The following is a 19847-nucleotide window of genomic DNA, read 5'->3' on the forward strand; positions in this document are numbered from 1 at the left end:
TGGGGTTGTAGGACCACGATGTGGCATGAAAACTGGTGAGTGGAACCCTCTGGAAAGTGGGGTCATAGACGGTGATAACCCGGTACACGAAGCCAGTCCAAGCCTAGTGGTATCCTGAGTAGCGCGGAGCACGAGGAATTCTGCGTGAATCTGCCGGGACCATCCGGTAAGGCTAAATACTCCCGAGAGACCGATAGTGAACCAGTACTGTGAAGGAAAGGTGAAAAGCACTTCGAACAGAAGAGTGAAATAGTTCCTGAAACCATGCGCCTACAAGCGGTCGGAGCAGCTATATGCTGTGACGGCGTGCCTTTTGCATAATGAACCTACGAGTTACTTTTTCCGGCAAGGTTAAGGGGCTAAGCCCTGCAGCCGAAGCGAAAGCGAGTCTTAATAGGGCGTCTCAGTCGGAAGGAGTAGACGCGAAACCAAGTGATCTACCCTTGGGCAGGTTGAAGGATGGGTAACACCATCTGGAGGACCGAACCAATAAGCGTTGAAAAGCTTCTGGATGACCTGAGGGTGGGGGTGAAAGGCTAATCAAACTTGGAGATAGCTCGTACTCCCCGAAATGCATTTAGGTGCAGCCTTGACTTATACTGGCATGAGGTAGAGCGACTGATAAGATGCGAGGGCTTCACCGCCTATCAAGTCTTGACAAACTCCGAATGCGTGCCAGTTCTATGTCAGGAGTGAGGGCATGGGTGCTAAGGTCCATGTCCTAAAGGAGAACAATCCGGACCAACAGCTAAGGTCCCGAAATGAATACTAAGTTGAACTAACGAAGTCAGATTGCTAAGACAGCTAGGATGTTGGCTTGGAAGCAGCCATTCATTTAAAGAGTGCGTAACAGCTCACTAGTCGAGGAGTTTGGCGTGGATAATAATCGGGCATAAGTATTCTACCGAAGCTTTGGGATGTTTATACATCGGTAGGGGAGCATTCCACTCCGCGTTGAAGGTGAAGCGCGAGCTTTGCTGGAGCGTGTGGAAAAGCAAATGTAGGTATAAGTAACGATAAAGCAGGTGAGAAACCTGCTCGCCGAAAGACTAAGGTTTCCTGATCAACGCTAATCGGATCAGGGTCAGTCGGGTCCTAAGGCTCAGCCGAACGGCGAGGCCGATGGCAGAACAGGTTAATATTCCTGTACTACCTTAAGGAGTGACGTGGAGACGGAGCAGTGACAATGCCGCCATCTGACGGAATAGATGGTTGAAGGGTGTAGATGTTGATTGTGCCAGGCAAATCCGGTGCAAGAGTCGAACCTGATAGTATGGAGCGTTCTTCGAACAATCCAATAGCGCATGTAATCATACTTCCAAGAAAATCCGCTAAACTTAATCCTTGAGGTACCCGTACCGCAAACGGACACACGTAGTCGGGTTGAATATACTGAGGCGCTTGAGTGATTCACGGTTAAGGAACTAGGCAAATTGACCCTGTAACTTCGGGATAAAGGGTCCTCATCAGCGATGGTGAGGCGCAGAGAATCGGTCCAGGCAACTGTTTAACAAAAACACAGGGCTATGCGAAATGGAAACATGAAGTATATAGCCTGACACCTGCCCGGTGCTGGAAGGTTAAGAGGAGATGTCATCGCAAGAGAAGCATTGAATTGAAGCCCCAGTAAACGGCGGCCGTAACTATAACGGTCCTAAGGTAGCGAAATTCCTTGTCGGGTAAGTTCCGACCTGCACGAATGGTGTAATGATCTGGACGCTGTCTCAACCGTGAGCTCAGTGAAATTGTAGTATCGGTGAAGATGCCGATTACCCGCGATGGGACGAAAAGACCCCGTGAACCTTTACTATAGCTTAACATTGAATTTGGGTAATTGATGTGTAGGATAGGCCGGAGGCTTCGAAGCAGGTACGCCAGTATTTGTGGAGCCGCTGTTGAAATACGGCCCTTTGATTATTTGAGTTCTAACCCGCGCTGCGGGGACACTGTTTGGTGGGTAGTTTGACTGGGGTGGTCGCCTCCAAAAGCGTAACGGAGGCTTCTAAAGGTGCCCTCACGACGATTGGTAACCGTCGGCAGAGTGTAATGGCATAAGGGCGCTTGACTGGGAGACAGACAAGTCGATCAGGTAGGAAACTAGAGCATAGTGATCCGGTGTTTCTGTATGGAAAGGACATCGCTCAAAGGATAAAAGGTACTCCGGGGATAACAGGCTGATCCCTCCCAAGAGCTCATATCGACGGAGGGGTTTGGCACCTCGATGTCGGCTCGTCACATCCTGGGGCTGGAGAAGGTCCCAAGGGTTGGGCTGTTCGCCCATTAAAGTGGCACGCGAGCTGGGTTCAGAACGTCGTGAGACAGTTCGGTCTCTATCTATCGTGGGCGCATGAAATTTGCGTGGCTCTGACACTAGTACGAGAGGACCGTGTTGGACTGACCTCTGGTTTACCGGTTGTGCCGCCAGGTGCATTGCCGGGTATCTAAGTCGGGATTGGATAAGTGCTGAAAGCATCTAAGTACGAAGCCAGCCACAAGATTAGATTTCTTAGGGTCGTCAGAGACGATGACGTTGATAGGATGCAGGTGTAAGGGTGGTGACATCTTAGCCGAGCATTACTAATTGCCCGTTGACTTTTTGCCTTCCGTGTATGGGGGATATATACGTTCAGCGTAAAAGACTGACTTTGCTTTTTACATCATGTCTGCCTTATTCAGGTGACTATAGCACCGGGGTTCCACCTCTTCCCATTCCGAACAGAGAAGTTAAGCCCGGTCACGCCGATGGTACTGCGTAACAGTGGGAGAGTAGGTAGTCGCCGTCTTAGAGGAAAGCCTCCATGTCGAAAGATGTGGGGGCTTTTTTTTGTCTTGCCCGTCCCTTGCCCGCCATCCCCCTCCTCCGCATACTGGTGGAAAAGGGAAGATAGAAAATGGAAAGTGGCGTTGGGAACGTTAGTGGGAATTTGCTCTAAATACCGTACTCTCTGGCTGGGAAGGAAAAACATAAGGAATTTATTGGGGGTATAGGTGTGATCTATAGTAGTATGAATATAAAAAAGTGAATATTTTGTCCTAAATACTACATAATGAGGATAATTATTTGTATCTTTGTCGCCCGAATAAACAAAAGAAGCTTTGGGAAAGTTTGATAAATACAAAATCGATTTGAAAGGTATGCAAGCTGACTCTTGTAAATATGAGTTTGTTTTAGATAACCTTTTTTTTGCTAATATTGATGGACCGGAAGTACAAAAAGGTAAAGTCAATATTCTGTTGGTTGTAAAGAAAACATCTCGTGCTTTCGAATTGAACTTTCAAACAGACGGTATGGTATGGGTTCCATGTGATCGTTGTTTGGATGATATGGAGCAACAGATTACTTCTACTGATAAACTGTTGGTGAAGTTCGGTCATGAATATGCAGAAGAGGGTGATAACCTCGTCGTTATTCCAGAGGACGAAGGAGAAATTAACGTAGCATGGTTCATGTATGAGTTTATAGCTTTGGCGATTCCAATGAAGCATGTACATGCTCCTGGTAAGTGTAATAAAGCAATGAGTAGTAAGTTAAGTAAACATATGCGTGTTACACCGGATGATGAAATGGAAGATGATACTTTTGTTCAGGAAGATGGGGAAAGTGTGATTGCTAATGAAGATACAGAAATAGCGGTAGATCCGCGTTGGGACGAATTAAAGAAAATATTAGATAACAATTAAAGATTAAAGAAAATGGCACATCCTAAGAGAAGACAGTCAAAAACAAGAACTGCAAAGAGAAGAACTCATGACAAAGCAGTCGCTCCTACATTGGCTATTTGCCCGAATTGCGGTGAATGGCATGTATATCACACTGTATGTGGTGCATGTGGTTACTATCGTGGTAAGCTGGCAGTTGAGAAAGAAGCTGCTGTTTAATTAGCAGTTTGACTAAAATTTATACTTGAATATCGGGCGTCTGAAAAGATTTGTAGATTGAAAGAGCAAACCTTTTTAGACTGCCGTTGTTTAAGTGTTTTTATAAGCAAACAAGATTAATGGAAAAAATAAATGCAGTAATTACAGGAGTCGGTGGTTATGTACCAGATTATATCTTGACAAATGATGAGATATCAAAAATGGTGGATACTAACGATGAATGGATTATGACTCGTATTGGAGTTAAGGAAAGACATATCCTGAATGAAGAAGGGTTGGGTACTTCGTATATGGCGCGTAAAGCTGCAAAGCAGTTAATGCAGCGTACTGGTTCTAATCCGGACGACATTGATTTAGTGGTTGTCGCTACCTCTACTCCTGATTATCAATTCCCATCTATCGCATCTATCTTATGTGATAAACTCGGACTAAAAAATGCTTTTGCTTATGATTTGTCTGCTGCTTGTTGTGGATTTCTTTTCCTCATGGAGACAGCTGCGAATTTCATTCGTTCGGGAAGGTATAAGAAGGTTATTATTGTAGGTGCAGATAAAATGTCATCCATCGTGAATTATACAGACCGTGCTACTTGTCCTATTTTTGGTGATGGTGCAGCGGCTTTCATGATGGAACCGACAATAGAAGATGTAGGTGTTATGGATGCTATCTTGAGAACTGATGGTAAAGGTTTGCCTTTTCTGCATTTGAAAGCAGGTGGTTCGGTTTGCCCCCCTTCTTATTTTACGATAGACAATCATATGCACTATCTTTATCAAGAAGGTCGTACAGTATTTAAATATGCAGTATCCAATATGTCTGATGTAAGTGCAGCAATTGCTGAAAAAAATAGTCTGACAAAAGATACTATTGATTGGGTAATTCCCCATCAGGCAAATCTTCGTATTATTGATGCTGTGGCACATCGTTTGGAAGTTCCTCATGAAAAGGTGCTGATTAATATTGATCGCTACGGTAATACAAGTGCTGGTACTCTTCCACTTTGTATCTGGGATTTTGAAGAAAAATTGAGGAAAGGTGATAATCTTATCTTTACGGCATTTGGAGCTGGGTTTACGTGGGGAGCCGTTTACGTGAAGTGGGGATACGATGGAAAGAAACAGTAATGGTTTAATTATGAATTGTAAATTATGGGTTACTTTCTTGATTAGATCATAAAAATATAAAAAACGCATCCTATTTCGATTCGATGCGTTTTTTTGTCTCAATTCAAATATACAATGATTATGACGCATAAAGCAGGCTTTGTCAATATCGTGGGAAATCCTAATGTAGGTAAATCTACATTGATGAATGTGCTAGTAGGTGAACGCATCTCTATCGCTACTTTTAAGGCACAAACTACTCGTCATCGTATTATGGGAATTTATAATACGGATGATATACAAATTGTATTTTCGGATACTCCGGGTGTACTGAAGCCTAACTATAAGTTGCAGGAGTCTATGCTGAATTTTTCTACTTCAGCTTTGACGGATGCGGATGTGTTGCTTTATGTGACGGATGTAGTTGAGACCCCTGATAAACATAATGATTTTGTGGAGAAAGTAGGACAGATGGATGTTCCGGTGTTGTTACTTATCAATAAAATAGATTTGACTACTCAAGAGAAGTTGGTGGAGCTGGTAGAGGCGTGGAAAGCCTTGTTGCCGAAAGCGGAGATTATTCCTATTTCTGCAGCAACGAAATTCAATGTAGATTATGTAATGAAACGGGTGAAGGAGTTATTGCCCGATTCGCCGCCTTACTTTAACAAGGATCAGTGGACAGACAAGCCAGCACGTTTTTTTGTGAACGAAATCATTCGTGAAAAAATTCTGTTGTACTATGACAAGGAAATACCCTATTCAGTAGAAGTTGTGGTAGAACAATTTAAAGAGGAAGAAAAAAAAATATATATTAATGCTGTGATATATGTAGAGCGCGATTCGCAAAAAGGTATTATCATTGGTAAACAGGGTAAAGCTTTGAAGAAAGTGGCTACTGAGGCGCGTCGTGATTTGGAGAGGTTTTTCGGGAAGACAATTTTCTTGGAAACGTATGTGAAAGTTGATAAGGATTGGCGTAATTCAGATAAGGAGTTGCGGAGTTTTGGTTATCAACTGGACTAATATTAAAACGACTGTGACAGTCGCAAAAAAGAGTAGGAACTATGGGAAATTTAGTTGCAATCGTAGGACGCCCCAATGTGGGTAAGTCTACATTATTTAATCGTCTGACTAAGACAAGACAGGCAATTGTAAATGAAGAGGCGGGCACAACACGTGATCGTCAATATGGTAAATCCGAGTGGCTGGGACGTGAATTTTCACTGGTAGATACTGGCGGTTGGGTAGTAAACTCTGATGATATTTTTGAAGAGGAAATTCGTAAGCAGGTTTTGATGGCTGTGGACGAAGCAGATGTAATCCTGTTTGTTGTGGATGTGATAAACGGAGTAACAGATCTTGATTTGCAAGTGGCTTCTATCTTGCGCCGTACTAAGAAACCGGTTTTGCTGATTGCCAATAAGACTGATAATAATGAGTTGCAATATAATGCTCCTGAATTCTATAGTCTGGGTTTGGGGGATCCGTATTGTGTCTCTGCCATGACTGGTAGTGGTACAGGAGATATGATGGATCTTATTGTGAGTAAGTTTAAAAAGGAATCTGATGAGATACTGGATGAAGATATTCCTCGTTTTGCAGTAGTAGGACGTCCCAATGCTGGAAAGTCTTCAATTGTGAATGCTTTTATCGGTGAAGAACGTAATATCGTAACAGAGATTGCCGGAACAACTCGTGACTCTATTTATACGCGCTATAATAAGTTTGGGTTTGACTTTTATTTAGTGGATACGGCCGGTATCCGTAAGAAGAACAAGGTAAATGAGGACTTGGAATACTATTCTGTGATTCGTTCAATTCGCTCCATTGAAAATTCAGATGTTTGTATTCTGATGCTGGATGCTACACGTGGTATCGAAAGTCAGGATTTGAATATCTTTTCTCTTATTCAAAAGAATGCCAAGGGATTGGTGGTAGTGGTTAATAAGTGGGATCTTGTGGAAGATAAAACAACAAAAGTGATGAAGACTTTTGAGGATGCTATTCGTAATCGTTTTGCTCCTTTTGTGGATTTCCCGATTATTTTTGCTTCAGCTTTGACGAAACAACGTATCTTGAAAGTTTTGGAAGAAGCACGTACCGTATATGAAAATCGTATGACTCGTATATCTACAGCTCGTCTGAACGAAGAAATGTTACCGCTTATTGAAGCATATCCGCCTCCTGCAATCAAAGGCAAATATATTAAAATTAAGTATGTCACACAGTTACCTAATACACAGGTGCCTTCTTTTGTATATTTTGCTAATCTTCCGCAATATATCAAAGAGCCTTATAAACGTTTTCTTGAAAACAAAATGCGTGAAAAATGGAATTTGACTGGTACGCCAATAAATATTTATATCCGTCAGAAGTAAGATTGTGACTTGATAAGATAAAAAGGACTGATTTTAAAATAAATCAGCCTTTTTTTATGTGATATTGGATAATATTTAAAAAAATATAGGTTAGTATTAATATTATCGGTATTTTTGTCTTGACACTAATACTTACAAAAGATGAGATTATTCGGTATCTTGTGTATACTACTTCTGTTATTTTTGCCAGTGAATAATCTGGGGGCGAATGAAGCCGAAGATTTGTTAACACTGTGTCGGAAAGCCACTTTACAAAAAAATATAGCAGGTTATTCTGCTGTTTGCCGTTATCTTTATCTGCGGGAGGAGAAGCCGGAGTTACTTGCCTTGTATGCAGATAGTATTCGACAAATAGGTGTTCGTACAAAAAATGTGGAGTGCTTTATAGAATATTATTCATGGAATAGTGAAGCGTGCTTTATGAAGGGAGATTTCGTAGGTGGCTACGCATTAAAAAATAAAGCATTATCCTTGGCTGAACGTATGAAGAATAATAGCTATATTACCGAATTATGCTCGGATATGGGATATTATTACAATGTTGATGCACGTTATGATTCTGCACGTTACTATTTAAAGAAAGGTATGGCAGTTTCTAAAGAAAGTCCGAAACTGGCAGAACATTACCGTACTATGTTGACAAATTATGCCAGTTCTTATCTGTATGAAGGTGAAACCGATTCAGCATTGATTTATACGGAAAAGGCTAAGGAACGTTCAGTTGCTGATAAAGATACAGCAATGTTGATTGAAAATCTGAATCAGCTAGGTACACTTTATCGTCGTAAAAAACATCTGGAACTATGTATTTCAAATTTTGAGGAAGCTATTAGATTATGTGAAGCACAAAAGAATTTCAAAACAGCCGCTTTTATTTATGGAAATATAGCCACAGCATACTCCGATTGGGATCGTCCGGCCGAGGCAATTCCTTTTTCCCAAAAAGCACTGGAGTATGCTTTAAAGATGAAAAATCCGCAAATGGAAGGAGTCTGCTATATCAATTTGGGGGCTATTCTGTGTAATATTGAGAGCTTACGGGAAGAAGGTATTGTTATGGTGAAAAAAGCTATTCCTCTTTTGATCGAGGTGAATAACAAACGTCGCCTTTGTGAAGCTTATGTGTACCTGGCAGATGCATATCGTCGTGGTGGTAATTTGAATGCCGCAGTGGAATATTTGAACCTGTTGGAAAAATTATCCTCCGAGCTTAAAACGGATGTAGAGCGTTATCGTTATTATCGGGTAAAGGCACCAATATTGCAAGATCAACAGCAATATGTCGAGGCTATAAAATACTACCTACGGATAACGGACATGTTGGAGAAAGGATATCGGGATGTGAAAGATAGTGAACATTACGTACGTCTTGCGGCATGTTACGCTGCCATTCATGAGGATCGGAAGGCATATACCTGTCTTCAAAAGGCTTATGCACTGTGTGATTTAAATTATCAGGAGAAATATGTAGATCGTTTATCTGATTTCTCAGTAAGGTACAAAACTAAGGAGAAAGAATTGGAAATCATACGCTTACGTCAGAAAGAATTGGAACAAGAAGCTGTGCAGTTACACCGTCGTGTAGTCTATGGAACAACGATTTCCACTCTCCTTATATTCCTTTTGGTACTTCTTTATACTCGGCAAAGGCAGAAAGCACATCTTTCAAAATTGGCACAGACTGCAGGAGAAAAAGAACGTCAATTTCTTGCTTTACAGCAAGAGACGGAGCAACGTTTATCACGAAAGTATATTGATGGCTTGGAAAGTGAGCGCGAACGAATGGCTACGGAATTACATGACGATATTTGTAATAATTTACTTGCGCTTGAAATAAATATCCGTTCGCTCACGGATGGTGATACAAAGATGAATAAGCAGATTGATTTGTTGGAAGAAACCCGTGAACGTCTGCGAAATATTTCACATGAATTGATGCCACCAGTATTCCAATATGCCACTATTGATGAAATGCTTGCCGATTATGTACAACATTTAACTCTTCCGGATTGTACACAGATCGTATATCGTTCTACTGAAAATGTAAACTGGAACTTGGTTCCACAGAAGATTGGATTTGAATTTTACCGTATAGTGCAAGAAGCTGTGAGTAATGCTGTAAAGTATGCTGATGCTTCGATCATCCAAGTGATACTGACTTTGGAGGAAAACAAACTTTCTGTGTTCATTGGTGATGATGGAAAAGGTTTTGATATGTATAAGAAAGTAAAAGGTATTGGATTGCGTACTATATTGCAACGTGCCGAAACAATAGAAGCAAAAGTGGAATTAAACTCTGTATCGTGTAAAGGTACGAATATAGAAGTAACTGTCAGGATTTAAAAGTGCTATGGAAAAGAATGCGAAAGCCAAAATGTTGGTGGTTGACGACCACAGCCTGATATTGGATGGTATTTGTAGGATTGTCAATAAAATACCTGAGGTTTTGATAGCCGATGCCGTTACTTCAGGCAAACAAGCGATCGAACTGATATCTCAACGTGATTATGATATCTATCTTTTAGATGTGAGTATACCGGATGTGTCGGGGTTCGACCTTATAACGCAAATTCGTGAAGTGAATGAGCAAGCACGCATTATTATAAATACCATGCATGAGGAAATATGGATTATCAATCGATTAATCCGTAGTGGAGTGAATGCGGTTATTTTGAAAACTTCTGCCTCTTCCGAATTATTGAATGCTATACATTGTGTGCTGAAAGGAGAAACTTATACATGCCCCCGTTTTGAATCTATTTGTCAAAAACTACGTTATTCTTTGATGCATTCACAACCTAAAGACGTCCCTACAAAACGTGAACTCGATGTGTTACAAGCGGTAGCTAAAGGATTTAGTACTCATGAAATTGCTGCATTACTTGCAATTTCAGAAAATACAGTAGAAACTTTTCGTAAAAGATTGATTAGTAAATTTGGGGCAAGAAATGCTATAGATATGGTAATCAAGGCTGTAGAACGGGGATGGCTTATACTGAGATAACTATTGGAAACCTTATATCACGGTTTTCCGTGATTTTTTATTGAACTGTTTTACTTAACTTTGCTCCGAGATTGAAGTTGTAGCTTATCCCCTTGATAATGAGTGTTTGAGTACAACGTAAAGTATATCGTGATGATATAAGTCAATTCTATTAACTGGTTTTATGAGAATGAGATATCCGGAACATTGTTCCGGATATCTTTTTTATCAATATAAATATCGAATGACTTTCTGGTTATCCTTCAATGTTTTGTATTTCAACCTCTTTGACTTTACGGAAAAGATCTGAAGCGAAAATAAAGCTATTTAAACGTTCGTTGCTAGAAGTGAAGATATCATCTTTACTCCCTTCCCATTCTTTATGCCCCTCGTAAATATAGATGATTTTCTCTCCGATACCCATTACGGAGTTCATATCGTGGGTATTAATAAGAGTTGTCATATTATATTCACGAGTAATATCTTGAATAAGCTCATCAATGACAAGCGAGGTTTTGGGATCCAGACCAGAGTTCGGTTCGTCACAAAACAAGTATTGGGGGTTTAATGCGATGGCTCGGGCGATAGCTACACGCTTCTGCATACCACCACTGATTTCGCCGGGGAATTTATCTTTGGCCTCAATCAGATTAACACGTTCCAGGCAAAACATGGCACGCTGGGTACGATCGCGCAACGTGTCATTACTGAACATATTCAAAGGGAACATAACATTATCGAGCACTGTCATGGAATCAAAGAGGGCTGCACTTTGGAAAATCATTCCCATTTCGCGGCGTAACGCTTTCTTTTCCTTTTTGTCCATCAGCAGAAAGTTACGGTTGTCATACAGTAACTCCCCCTTTTCAGGTATAAGCAGCCCTACGATACATTTCATCAAGACAGTTTTACCTGAACCGCTCTGACCAATAATAAGGTTGGTTTTACCATTTTCAAATATGGCATTGATATCCTTCAGTACCTCTTTCCTTTCAAATGACTTGCAAAGTCCCTTTAGTTCTATCATCTTGTTATTTACGATTTACTATTTAATTTACCCCATCAATAACTGAGTCAATATTAAGTCGGCAAATAAAATCAATACACTGCTACATACTACAGAATCTGTAGAAGCCTTACCTACCTCAATGGAACCTCCTTCAACAGTATAACCAAAGAAAGCTGATACACTGGCAATGATGAAGGCGAAGAATAAGGATTTGATGATACCACACCAAATGAACCATTCTACAAACATATATTGCAAGCCGTATTCCAGATCAACTGCTGACATGATTCCTCCAAACCAGCAGGTACAAAATGCACCGATAATTCCGGCAAATATACTGAATGTCACCATCAGCGGGATAGTGGTCACCATTGCTGTAATCTTAGGTAATATCAGATAATTGGCAGAATTGACCCCCATGATTTCAAGGGCATCGATCTGTTGGGTCACTCGCATGGTTCCTAACTCGGAAGCGATATTTGAACCGACCTTTCCTGCCAATATCAAACACATGATGGAAGAGGAGAACTCTAACAACATGATTTCCCGAGTGACATATCCCACCGTCCAACGTGGCATAAAAGGACTTTCAATGTTTAATTTTATTTGAATAGTGATAACGGCTCCAATGAAAAACGAGATCAGCAGTACAATGCCGATAGAGTTCACACCGAGTTGTTCCATTTCGTTGATATACTGACGAAAGAACATACGCATACGTTCGGGACGGGCAAATACTCGTCCCATCAGCATGATATATCTTCCTACTGTTCTAAGTGCTTTAATCATGACTCATAAGTATTTGTCTGCAAATGTACATTATTTCGGCTTATTTTTGCTACATTTGCGCCAGTTTCACCACAGATTACGCAGTTTAGCACAGATTTCTTTGTGAAGTTTCATATTATTTGTGCACGGTAATGTAATCTATAGTGGGAAACAATTAACTGCCGGATTGGTTTTAATCTGTATAAATCTGTGGTGATATAGCGATATGGAAGAAGAAAGTAAAATGGTGCTCCGCACGGAAGACTTGGTTAAGAAGTACGGAAAGCGTACGGTCGTGAGTCATGTCTCTATAAATGTAAAGCAAGGTGAAATTGTTGGTTTACTTGGACCAAACGGTGCCGGTAAGACTACTTCGTTTTATATGACCGTTGGATTGATTACTCCCAATGAAGGGCGGATCTTTCTGGATGATTTGGATATCACGAAATACCCCGTGTATAAACGTGCGCAGACAGGTATAGGCTATTTGGCACAGGAAGCATCTGTATTCCGTCAGATGAGTGTGGAAGATAATATTGCTTCTGTTCTTGAAATGACCGATAAACCCTTGGAATATCAGAAGGAAAAATTGGAAAGTTTAATCGCAGAATTTCGTTTGCAGAAGGTGCGTAAGAATAAAGGTAATCAATTGTCAGGCGGTGAACGTCGTCGTACCGAGATTGCACGTTGTCTTGCCATCGACCCAAAGTTTATTATGCTTGATGAACCGTTTGCAGGCGTAGACCCGATTGCAGTGGAAGATATCCAGCAGATCGTGTGGAAGTTGAAAGATCGTAATATTGGCATTCTCATTACCGACCACAATGTGCAGGAAACACTGAGTATCACCGATCGTGCCTATCTTTTGTTTGAAGGCAAAATCCTATTTCAGGGTACCCCTGAAGAGTTGGCTGAGAACAAAATAGTTCGTGAAAAATATTTGAGTAACAGTTTTGTGCTTCGTCGTAAAGATTTTATGACATAAAAAAGACCGCTATAAGCGGTCTTCCTTTTTCTCCTTTATCTATATGATTAATATTTCGGAGGTCTGGCTTCTTTTACTACCATCTGGCGACCGAAGAATTCAGCGCCATCTAGTTCTGCGATAGCTTTGGCAGCAGCAACGCTGTCTTCCATTTCTACGAATGCGATACCTCTGAAACGTCCGGTTGCGCGGTCATTGATAAATTTTACAGAAGTTACTGTACCGTAATCTTCCATGGCCTTTTGCAGGTCACTTTCCTTAACACGGTAGTTAAGGTTTCCAACATAAATGTTCATAATGAAAAATGTAAATAAATGAAATAAATAAAACTCTCTTTGGAAAGACGACTTAATAATAAAAAGATTACATCGACAGAGAGTTTACAAAAGCGTTTTTTAACTGAAGTAAAAACTATGTAATAGAAATCGAGAAACTAATGTGTCGTCATTCCGCGACAAAGGAACACATTAATTTCGGATATACAATATTTTTCCTCAATTATTTTCAATTTTCTTTCCATTTCAATGAGTATCGGTAGCTTACCAAATATATGAATTGTGGACTGTACTGATTTGCGATATATGTGATATTTGAGCCGTTATAAATACTGGATTTTCATTTGTTGCTAAGCGGTTGAGTGATAGATGTATATGTGTGCCTGAAAATCCCTCATTTGGTATCTATCGTACCTTAGTAGGGTACATAACATTTCTTGGTAAGGTATCGGATGTGCCAAACTTGGGTGTTTTGTTACCCTGTGCGGGAACAGATGATATCCTTTGTAGAAACAGAACGGAATAGGAAATGAAGAAAGAGGAGACAGGAAATAATTGTCTGTGTTTTTTTGATAATTGAAAGATTAACGCTAATTTTGCACGCTCATTTGAGATTGAAATAAAGTATAAATCAAATAAATAATTGTCAGAATGAACGTTTCATTGCAAAACATTGACAAAGTAAGTGCATTGCTTACTGTAAAGCTTGAGAAAGCAGATTATCAAGAAAAGGTAGATAAGTCGTTGAAGCATTTCCGTCAGAAAGCTCAGGTACCGGGTTTCCGCCCGGGTATGGTGCCGATGAGTTTAGTAAAGAAAATGTATGGTAAGTCAGTATTGGCTGAAGAGGTGAATAAAGTTCTTTCGGAAGCTGTGTATAAGTATATTCAAGATAATAAGGTGAATATCCTTGGTGAGCCTTTGCCTAACGAAGAAAAGCAAAAGGAAATCGACTTTGATACAATGGAAGAGTTCGAATTCTTGTTTGATATCGCTTTGTCTCCTGAATTCAAAGTTGAAGTGGATGCAAAGGATGAAGTAGATTACTATACGATTGATGTAACGGAAGAAATGGTGAACAACCAAGTAAAAGCTTATACTCAACGTAATGGAAAATATGAAAAAGTAGAAACTTTCGAAGGTAACGACATGATGAGAGGTTTGCTTGCCGAGCTGGATGAAGAAGGTAATACAAAAGAAGGCGGTATTCAGGTAGAAGCTGCCGTTATGATGCCGTCTTACATGAAGAACGATGAACAAAAGGCTATTTTTGCTAATGCAAAAGTAAATGATGTTCTTGTATTCAATCCTTATGCTGCGTGGGACGGTAATGCTGCTGAACTTGCTTCTCTGTTGAAGATTGAAAAGGAAGCTGCCACTGGAATGAAGTCTAACTTCAGCTATCAGGTAGAAGAAATCACTCGTTTCGTGGAAGGCGAACTGAATCAGGAAATCTTCGATCAGGTGTTTGGTAAAGAGGTAGTGAAGAGCGAAGAAGAATTCCGTACAAAAGTAAAAGAGGTGGTTGCCGCTCAGTTTGTAGCAGATTCAGACTATAAGTTCTTGATCGATGTTCGTAAGATGTTGATGGAAAAAATTGGTACTTTGGAATTTCCGGATGTGTTGTTGAAACGTATTATGCGTTTGAACAATCCAGATAAGGATGAGAAGTTTGTAGAAGATAACTATGCAAAGAGCATTGAGGAACTGACTTGGCACTTGATTAAAGAACAACTGGTGAAAGCTAATGATATCAAGGTTGAGCAAGAAGACATCGCAAATATGGCTAAGGAAGCTACCCGTGCACAGTTTGCGCAATATGGTATGTTGAGTGTGCCTGAAGAAATTCTTGAGAATTATTCAAAAGAAATGTTGAAGAAAAAAGAAAGCGTTGAAGGTCTGGTGAATCGTGTGGTTGAAACCAAATTGGCTGCTGCATTGAAGTCTCAGGTGAAGTTGAACAACAAAACAGTTTCAGCAGAAGAGTTTAATAAGATGTTTGAATAAGACATTACCAGAAAATGGCCGGTTTTTATAAAGAAACACAGAGTTTGACAAACTATAACTCTGTGTTTTTTTGTGTCTCTGTGTTCTTTTTTGTTTCTTTGTACCTTATTATATAACCCAAAAACAGAAAGAAAATGGATGATTTTAGAAAATACGCTACCAAGCATTTAGGTATGAACAGCTTGGTGTTGGATGATGTGATTAAATCACAGGCTGGGTATTTAAATCCCTATATCCTAGAAGAACGTCAGCTCAATGTAACTCAACTGGACGTCTTCTCCCGTCTGATGATGGATCGTATCATTTTTCTAGGTACTCAGATTGACGACTATACTGCCAATACATTGCAGGCGCAGTTGCTGTATCTGGATTCTGCCGATCCCGGTAAAGATATTTCTATTTATATTAACTCTCCAGGTGGCTCGGTATATGCCGGATTGGGTATTTATGATACTATGCAGTTTATCAGCAGTGATGTGGCAACTATCTGTACCGGTATGGCAGCCAGTATGGCAGCTGTACTTCTCGTAGCAGGCGCAGAAGGTAAGCGTTCTGCCTTGACGCACTCCCGTGTCATGATACATCAACCGATGGGAGGTGCTCAAGGGCAAGCTTCGGATATTGAAATTACTGCGCGTGAAATTCAAAAATTGAAGAAAGAACTTTATGCTATCATTGCTGACCATTCTCATACTTCGTTTGATAAAGTATGGGCCGATTCCGACCGCGATTATTGGATGACTGCACAGGAAGCCAAAGAGTATGGTATGGTAGACGAAGTGTTGATTAAAAAATAAATATGGCAGACTCTAAACGAAATAAAAACAGATGTAGTTTCTGCGGACGTTCGGAAGATGAAGTAGGTTTCCTGATAACGGGAATGAACGGTTACATCTGTGATAGTTGTGCTACACAGGCATACGAGATTACTCAGGAAGCTTTGGGTGACAAAAAAAGTGGTGCTGCAAAACTAAATCTGGAAGAACTTCCTAAGCCCGTAGAGATTAAGAACTTTCTCGACCAGTATGTTATCGGACAGGATGATGCTAAACGTTTTTTGGCTGTATCCGTATACAACCATTATAAGCGTCTGTTGCAAAAAGACGGTGGGGATGATGTGGAAATAGAAAAGTCCAATATTGTTATGGTAGGAAGTACCGGAACCGGGAAAACGTTGTTGGCGCGTACTATTGCTAAGTTGCTTCATGTGCCTTTCACTATTGTGGATGCAACGGTTTTGACGGAAGCCGGTTATGTGGGTGAGGATATTGAAAGTATTCTGACGCGTCTTCTGCAAGTGGCTGATTATAATGTACCTGAGGCAGAACAAGGTATCGTGTTCATTGATGAAATCGATAAGATTGCACGTAAAGGTGATAATCCTTCGATTACTCGTGATGTAAGCGGTGAAGGTGTACAACAAGGATTGCTTAAATTGTTGGAAGGCTCGGTTGTAAATGTTCCGCCTCAGGGGGGGCGTAAACATCCCGATCAGAAAATGATTCCGGTGAATACTAAGAATATATTGTTTATCTGTGGCGGAGCATTCGATGGTATCGAGAAGAAGATTGCGCAACGGTTAAATACTCATGTGGTGGGGTATAGCGCTGTCCGTAATACGGCTACTATTGATAAGAACAACCTGATGCAATATATTGCCCCACAGGATTTGAAGTCCTTTGGCTTGATACCCGAAATTATCGGTCGTCTGCCAGTGTTGACTTATCTAAATCCGTTAGATCGTACTGCATTGCGGTCTATTCTTACAGAACCGAAGAATTCTATTGTCAAACAATATATCAAGTTGTTTGAAATGGACGGAGTAGAACTCGCTTTTGATGATGCTGTGTTTGAGTACATTGTAGATAAAGCTGTTGAATATAAGTTGGGAGCTCGCGGATTGCGCTCTATTGTGGAGACCATTATGATGGATGCGATGTTTGAAATCCCTTCTGAACAGAAAGATAGCTTTGTCGTAACGCTTGATTATGCCAAACGCCAGTTGGAAAAAGCAAACTTGGCAAGGCTTCAAAGCGCTTAAAATCAAAAGGTAATGCAAACTAAAGCCGACTTTTTTACTTTTTATTGAAAAATATTCGGTAGATTATGCTTGAAATTTAAGAAGTTGTTTATAACTTTGTTAGAGTTCTTGAAATACAAGTAGTATAATTGGTAACTCTATAAACAACCTAATGAATCATGGCAGGGAAGAAGATTAATTTGACAGACCAGCTGAAGAAATACTTCGGGTTCGACACTTTTAAAGGAAATCAGGAAGCAATCATACAGAATCTGTTGGAAGGTAATGATACGTTTGTGTTAATGCCTACCGGTGGTGGAAAGTCTCTGTGTTACCAGTTGCCTTCTTTATTAATGGAAGGTACGGGCATTGTGATCTCTCCGTTGATAGCTTTGATGAAAAATCAGGTCGACGCGATGCGTAACTTTAGTGAAGAAGATGGAATAGCTCATTTTATCAATTCTTCCCTTAATAAAGGTGCGATAGATCAGGTGAAGTCTGACATTCTTGCTGGTAAGACAAAGCTACTGTATGTAGCGCCCGAATCACTGACGAAAGACGAAAACGTGGAGTTTCTAAAAACGGTAAAGATCTCTTTTTATGCCGTAGACGAAGCTCACTGTATCTCAGAATGGGGACATGATTTTCGTCCTGAATATCGTCGTATCCGCCCTATTATCAATGAAATTGGGAAAGCCCCGTTGATTGCGTTGACTGCGACTGCCACTCCGAAAGTGCAGCATGATATCCAGAAAAATCTGGGTATGGTGGAGGCACAGGTGTTCAAGTCGTCGTTCAACCGTCCGAACCTCTATTATGAGGTACGTCCTAAGACTGCAAACGTAGATAAGGATATCATTAAGTTTATCAAGAACAATCCGGAAAAGTCGGGTATCGTTTATTGCCTGAGTCGGAAGAAAGTAGAAGAACTTGCTGAAATCTTACAGGCAAACGGTATTAATGCTCGTGCTTATCATGCAGGAATGGATTCGGCCACACGAACACAAAATCAAGACGATTTTCTGATGGAAAAAATTGATGTGATTGTGGCTACTATTGCTTTTGGTATGGGTATTGACAAGCCTGATGTGCGTTATGTAATTCATTATGATATTCCTAAGAGTTTGGAAGGATATTATCAGGAAACCGGACGTGCCGGAAGAGATGGGGGAGAAGGACAGTGTATTACTTTCTATACGAATAAAGACTTGCAGAAACTGGAAAAGTTTATGCAGGGTAAACCTGTTGCAGAACAGGAAATAGGCAAGCAGCTTCTGCTGGAAACCGCTGCGTATGCCGAATCGTCCGTTTGTCGTCGGAAGACGTTGTTGCACTATTTCGGTGAAGAATATACGGAGGATAATTGTGGTAATTGTGATAACTGTTTAAATCCGAAAAAACAAGTGGAGGCTCAGGAATTATTATGTACCGTGATAGAAGCGATTATTGCGGTGAAAGAGAATTTTAAAGCAGATTATATTATAGATATCATACAAGGAAAAGAAACTTCAGAGGTGCAGGCTCATCTGCACGAAGATCTTGAAGTGTTCGGTTCTGGTATGGGAGAAGAAGACAAAACTTGGAATGCTGTTATCCGTCAGGCACTGATTGCAGGCTATTTAAGTAAAGATGTGGAGAACTACGGTTTACTCAAGGTTACGGAAGAAGGTAAAAAGTTTCTTAGACATCCGAGATCTTTCAAGATAACGGAAGATAATGATTTTGAGGAGACAGAAGAAGAAGCTCCGGCACGTGGTAGTGGTGCTTGTGCGGTAGATCCGGCACTTTACTCTATGTTGAAAGATTTGCGTAAAAAACTATCTAAGAAGTTGGAAGTACCACCGTATGTGATTTTTCAGGATCCTTCTTTGGAAGCGATGGCTACTATTTATCCAGTGACTTTGGATGAGTTGCAGAATATTCCAGGGGTTGGAGCTGGTAAGGCAAAACGTTATGGTGAAGAGTTCTGTAAATTGATTAAGCGCCATTGTGAGGAAAATGAGATTGAACGTCCTGAGGATTTGCGTGTCCGTACGGTTGCCAATAAATCTAAATTGAAAGTTTCTATTATCCAGGCTATTGACCGTAAGGTCGCGTTGGACGATATTGCATTGTCTAAAGGTATTGAGTTCAGCGAATTGCTGGATGAAATTGAAGCCATCGTTTATTCTGGTACGAAGTTGAATATCGATTATTTTTTAGATGAAATCATGGACGAGGACCATATGTTGGATATATATGATTATTTTAAAGAATCTACTACGGATAAGATTGATGATGCATTGGATGAATTGGGTGATGATTTTGCGGAAGAAGAGGTACGTTTGGTACGTATTAAATTCATTTCTGAAATGGCGAATTGATTATAGTTCGGTGATTTAAAAAAAGAAAAAATATTGCGTGTAAATATACGGAATGGAATAAAAAACGTATATTT

15 protein-coding genes and 2 rRNA genes are annotated in these 19847 nt (G+C 40.4%); 14 read left to right on the top strand and 3 right to left on the bottom strand.

The window, feature by feature from the left end; genetic code table 11:
- From DXC10_RS06645 to DXC10_RS06685, 9 genes are all read left to right on the top strand, one after another.
- Nucleotides 1-2601 (top strand): 23S ribosomal RNA (locus DXC10_RS06645); the annotation flags it as partial.
- Nucleotides 2602-2672: 71 nt separating this feature from the next.
- Nucleotides 2673-2783 (top strand): 5S ribosomal RNA (rrf, locus tag DXC10_RS06650).
- A 313-nt stretch (nt 2784-3096) separates the two neighbouring features.
- Nucleotides 3097-3681, top strand: coding sequence for a DUF177 domain-containing protein (locus tag DXC10_RS06655; RefSeq protein WP_117737550.1), 585 nt, complete (start codon nt 3097-3099; stop codon nt 3679-3681).
- 12 nt (nt 3682-3693) lie between these two features.
- A complete protein-coding gene (gene rpmF / locus DXC10_RS06660; protein ID WP_004288267.1) occupies nt 3694-3879 on the top strand; it encodes a 50S ribosomal protein L32 in 186 nt (61 codons plus the stop codon).
- Between the two features lie 119 nt (nt 3880-3998).
- On the top strand, nt 3999-5003 hold the full coding sequence (locus tag DXC10_RS06665; protein ID WP_101543493.1) for a beta-ketoacyl-ACP synthase III: 1005 nt from the start codon (nt 3999-4001) through the stop codon (nt 5001-5003).
- 120 nt (nt 5004-5123) lie between these two features.
- Entirely contained in the window at nt 5124-6008 is an 885-nt protein-coding gene (gene era / locus DXC10_RS06670; protein ID WP_101544198.1) for a GTPase Era, read from the top strand.
- Between the two features lie 41 nt (nt 6009-6049).
- Nucleotides 6050-7363 (top strand): ribosome biogenesis GTPase Der, encoded by a 1314-nt coding sequence (der, locus tag DXC10_RS06675; protein ID WP_101543495.1) that lies wholly within the window; start codon nt 6050-6052, stop codon nt 7361-7363.
- Nucleotides 7364-7504: 141 nt separating this feature from the next.
- On the top strand, nt 7505-9706 hold the full coding sequence (locus DXC10_RS06680) for a tetratricopeptide repeat-containing sensor histidine kinase (RefSeq protein ID WP_117737551.1): 2202 nt from the start codon (nt 7505-7507) through the stop codon (nt 9704-9706).
- Between the two features lie 7 nt (nt 9707-9713).
- Nucleotides 9714-10367 carry a response regulator transcription factor gene (locus tag DXC10_RS06685; protein ID WP_101543498.1) on the top strand — a complete coding sequence of 218 codons (654 nt, stop codon included), beginning with the start codon at nt 9714-9716 and terminating at the stop codon, nt 10365-10367.
- Between the two features lie 235 nt (nt 10368-10602).
- Here the strand turns inward: DXC10_RS06685 and DXC10_RS06690 are convergent, their stop codons facing one another.
- Nucleotides 10603-11373, bottom strand: coding sequence for an ABC transporter ATP-binding protein (locus DXC10_RS06690; protein ID WP_101543500.1), 771 nt, complete (start codon nt 11371-11373; stop codon nt 10603-10605).
- Between the two features lie 27 nt (nt 11374-11400).
- Nucleotides 11401-12144 (bottom strand): ABC transporter permease, encoded by a 744-nt coding sequence (locus DXC10_RS06695; RefSeq protein WP_101543502.1) that lies wholly within the window; start codon nt 12142-12144, stop codon nt 11401-11403.
- Nucleotides 12145-12349: 205 nt separating this feature from the next.
- On the opposite strand from DXC10_RS06695, the gene lptB reads away from it, so the two are divergent.
- Entirely contained in the window at nt 12350-13108 is a 759-nt protein-coding gene (lptB, locus tag DXC10_RS06700) for an LPS export ABC transporter ATP-binding protein (RefSeq protein WP_101543504.1), read from the top strand.
- 47 nt (nt 13109-13155) lie between these two features.
- Here the strand turns inward: lptB and DXC10_RS06705 are convergent, their stop codons facing one another.
- Nucleotides 13156-13404: an RNA-binding protein gene (locus DXC10_RS06705; RefSeq protein WP_101543506.1), complete on the bottom strand. Its 249-nt coding sequence runs from the start codon at nt 13402-13404 to the stop codon at nt 13156-13158.
- A 630-nt stretch (nt 13405-14034) separates the two neighbouring features.
- Between DXC10_RS06705 and tig the strand changes: the two genes are divergently transcribed.
- The 4 genes from tig (at nt 14035) to recQ (ending at nt 19773) form a co-directional block, all read left to right on the top strand.
- The gene (gene tig / locus DXC10_RS06710) at nt 14035-15390 is read left to right on the top strand and encodes a trigger factor (protein ID WP_117737552.1); all 1356 of its coding nucleotides are present in this window, start codon (nt 14035-14037) and stop codon (nt 15388-15390) included.
- A gap of 134 nt (nt 15391-15524) precedes the next feature.
- Entirely contained in the window at nt 15525-16187 is a 663-nt protein-coding gene (gene clpP, locus DXC10_RS06715) for an ATP-dependent Clp endopeptidase proteolytic subunit ClpP (RefSeq protein ID WP_101543511.1), read from the top strand.
- A 2-nt stretch (nt 16188-16189) separates the two neighbouring features.
- Nucleotides 16190-17431 carry an ATP-dependent Clp protease ATP-binding subunit ClpX gene (gene clpX, locus DXC10_RS06720; protein WP_101543513.1) on the top strand — a complete coding sequence of 414 codons (1242 nt, stop codon included), beginning with the start codon at nt 16190-16192 and terminating at the stop codon, nt 17429-17431.
- Between the two features lie 158 nt (nt 17432-17589).
- Nucleotides 17590-19773, top strand: coding sequence for a DNA helicase RecQ (gene recQ, locus DXC10_RS06725; protein ID WP_101543515.1), 2184 nt, complete (start codon nt 17590-17592; stop codon nt 19771-19773).
- The last annotated feature ends 74 nt before the right edge of the window (nt 19774-19847 follow it).

The organism is Bacteroides sp. OM08-11 (genome assembly GCF_003438665.1).
In the GTDB taxonomy this organism is placed as follows: domain Bacteria; phylum Bacteroidota; class Bacteroidia; order Bacteroidales; family Bacteroidaceae; genus Bacteroides; species Bacteroides cutis.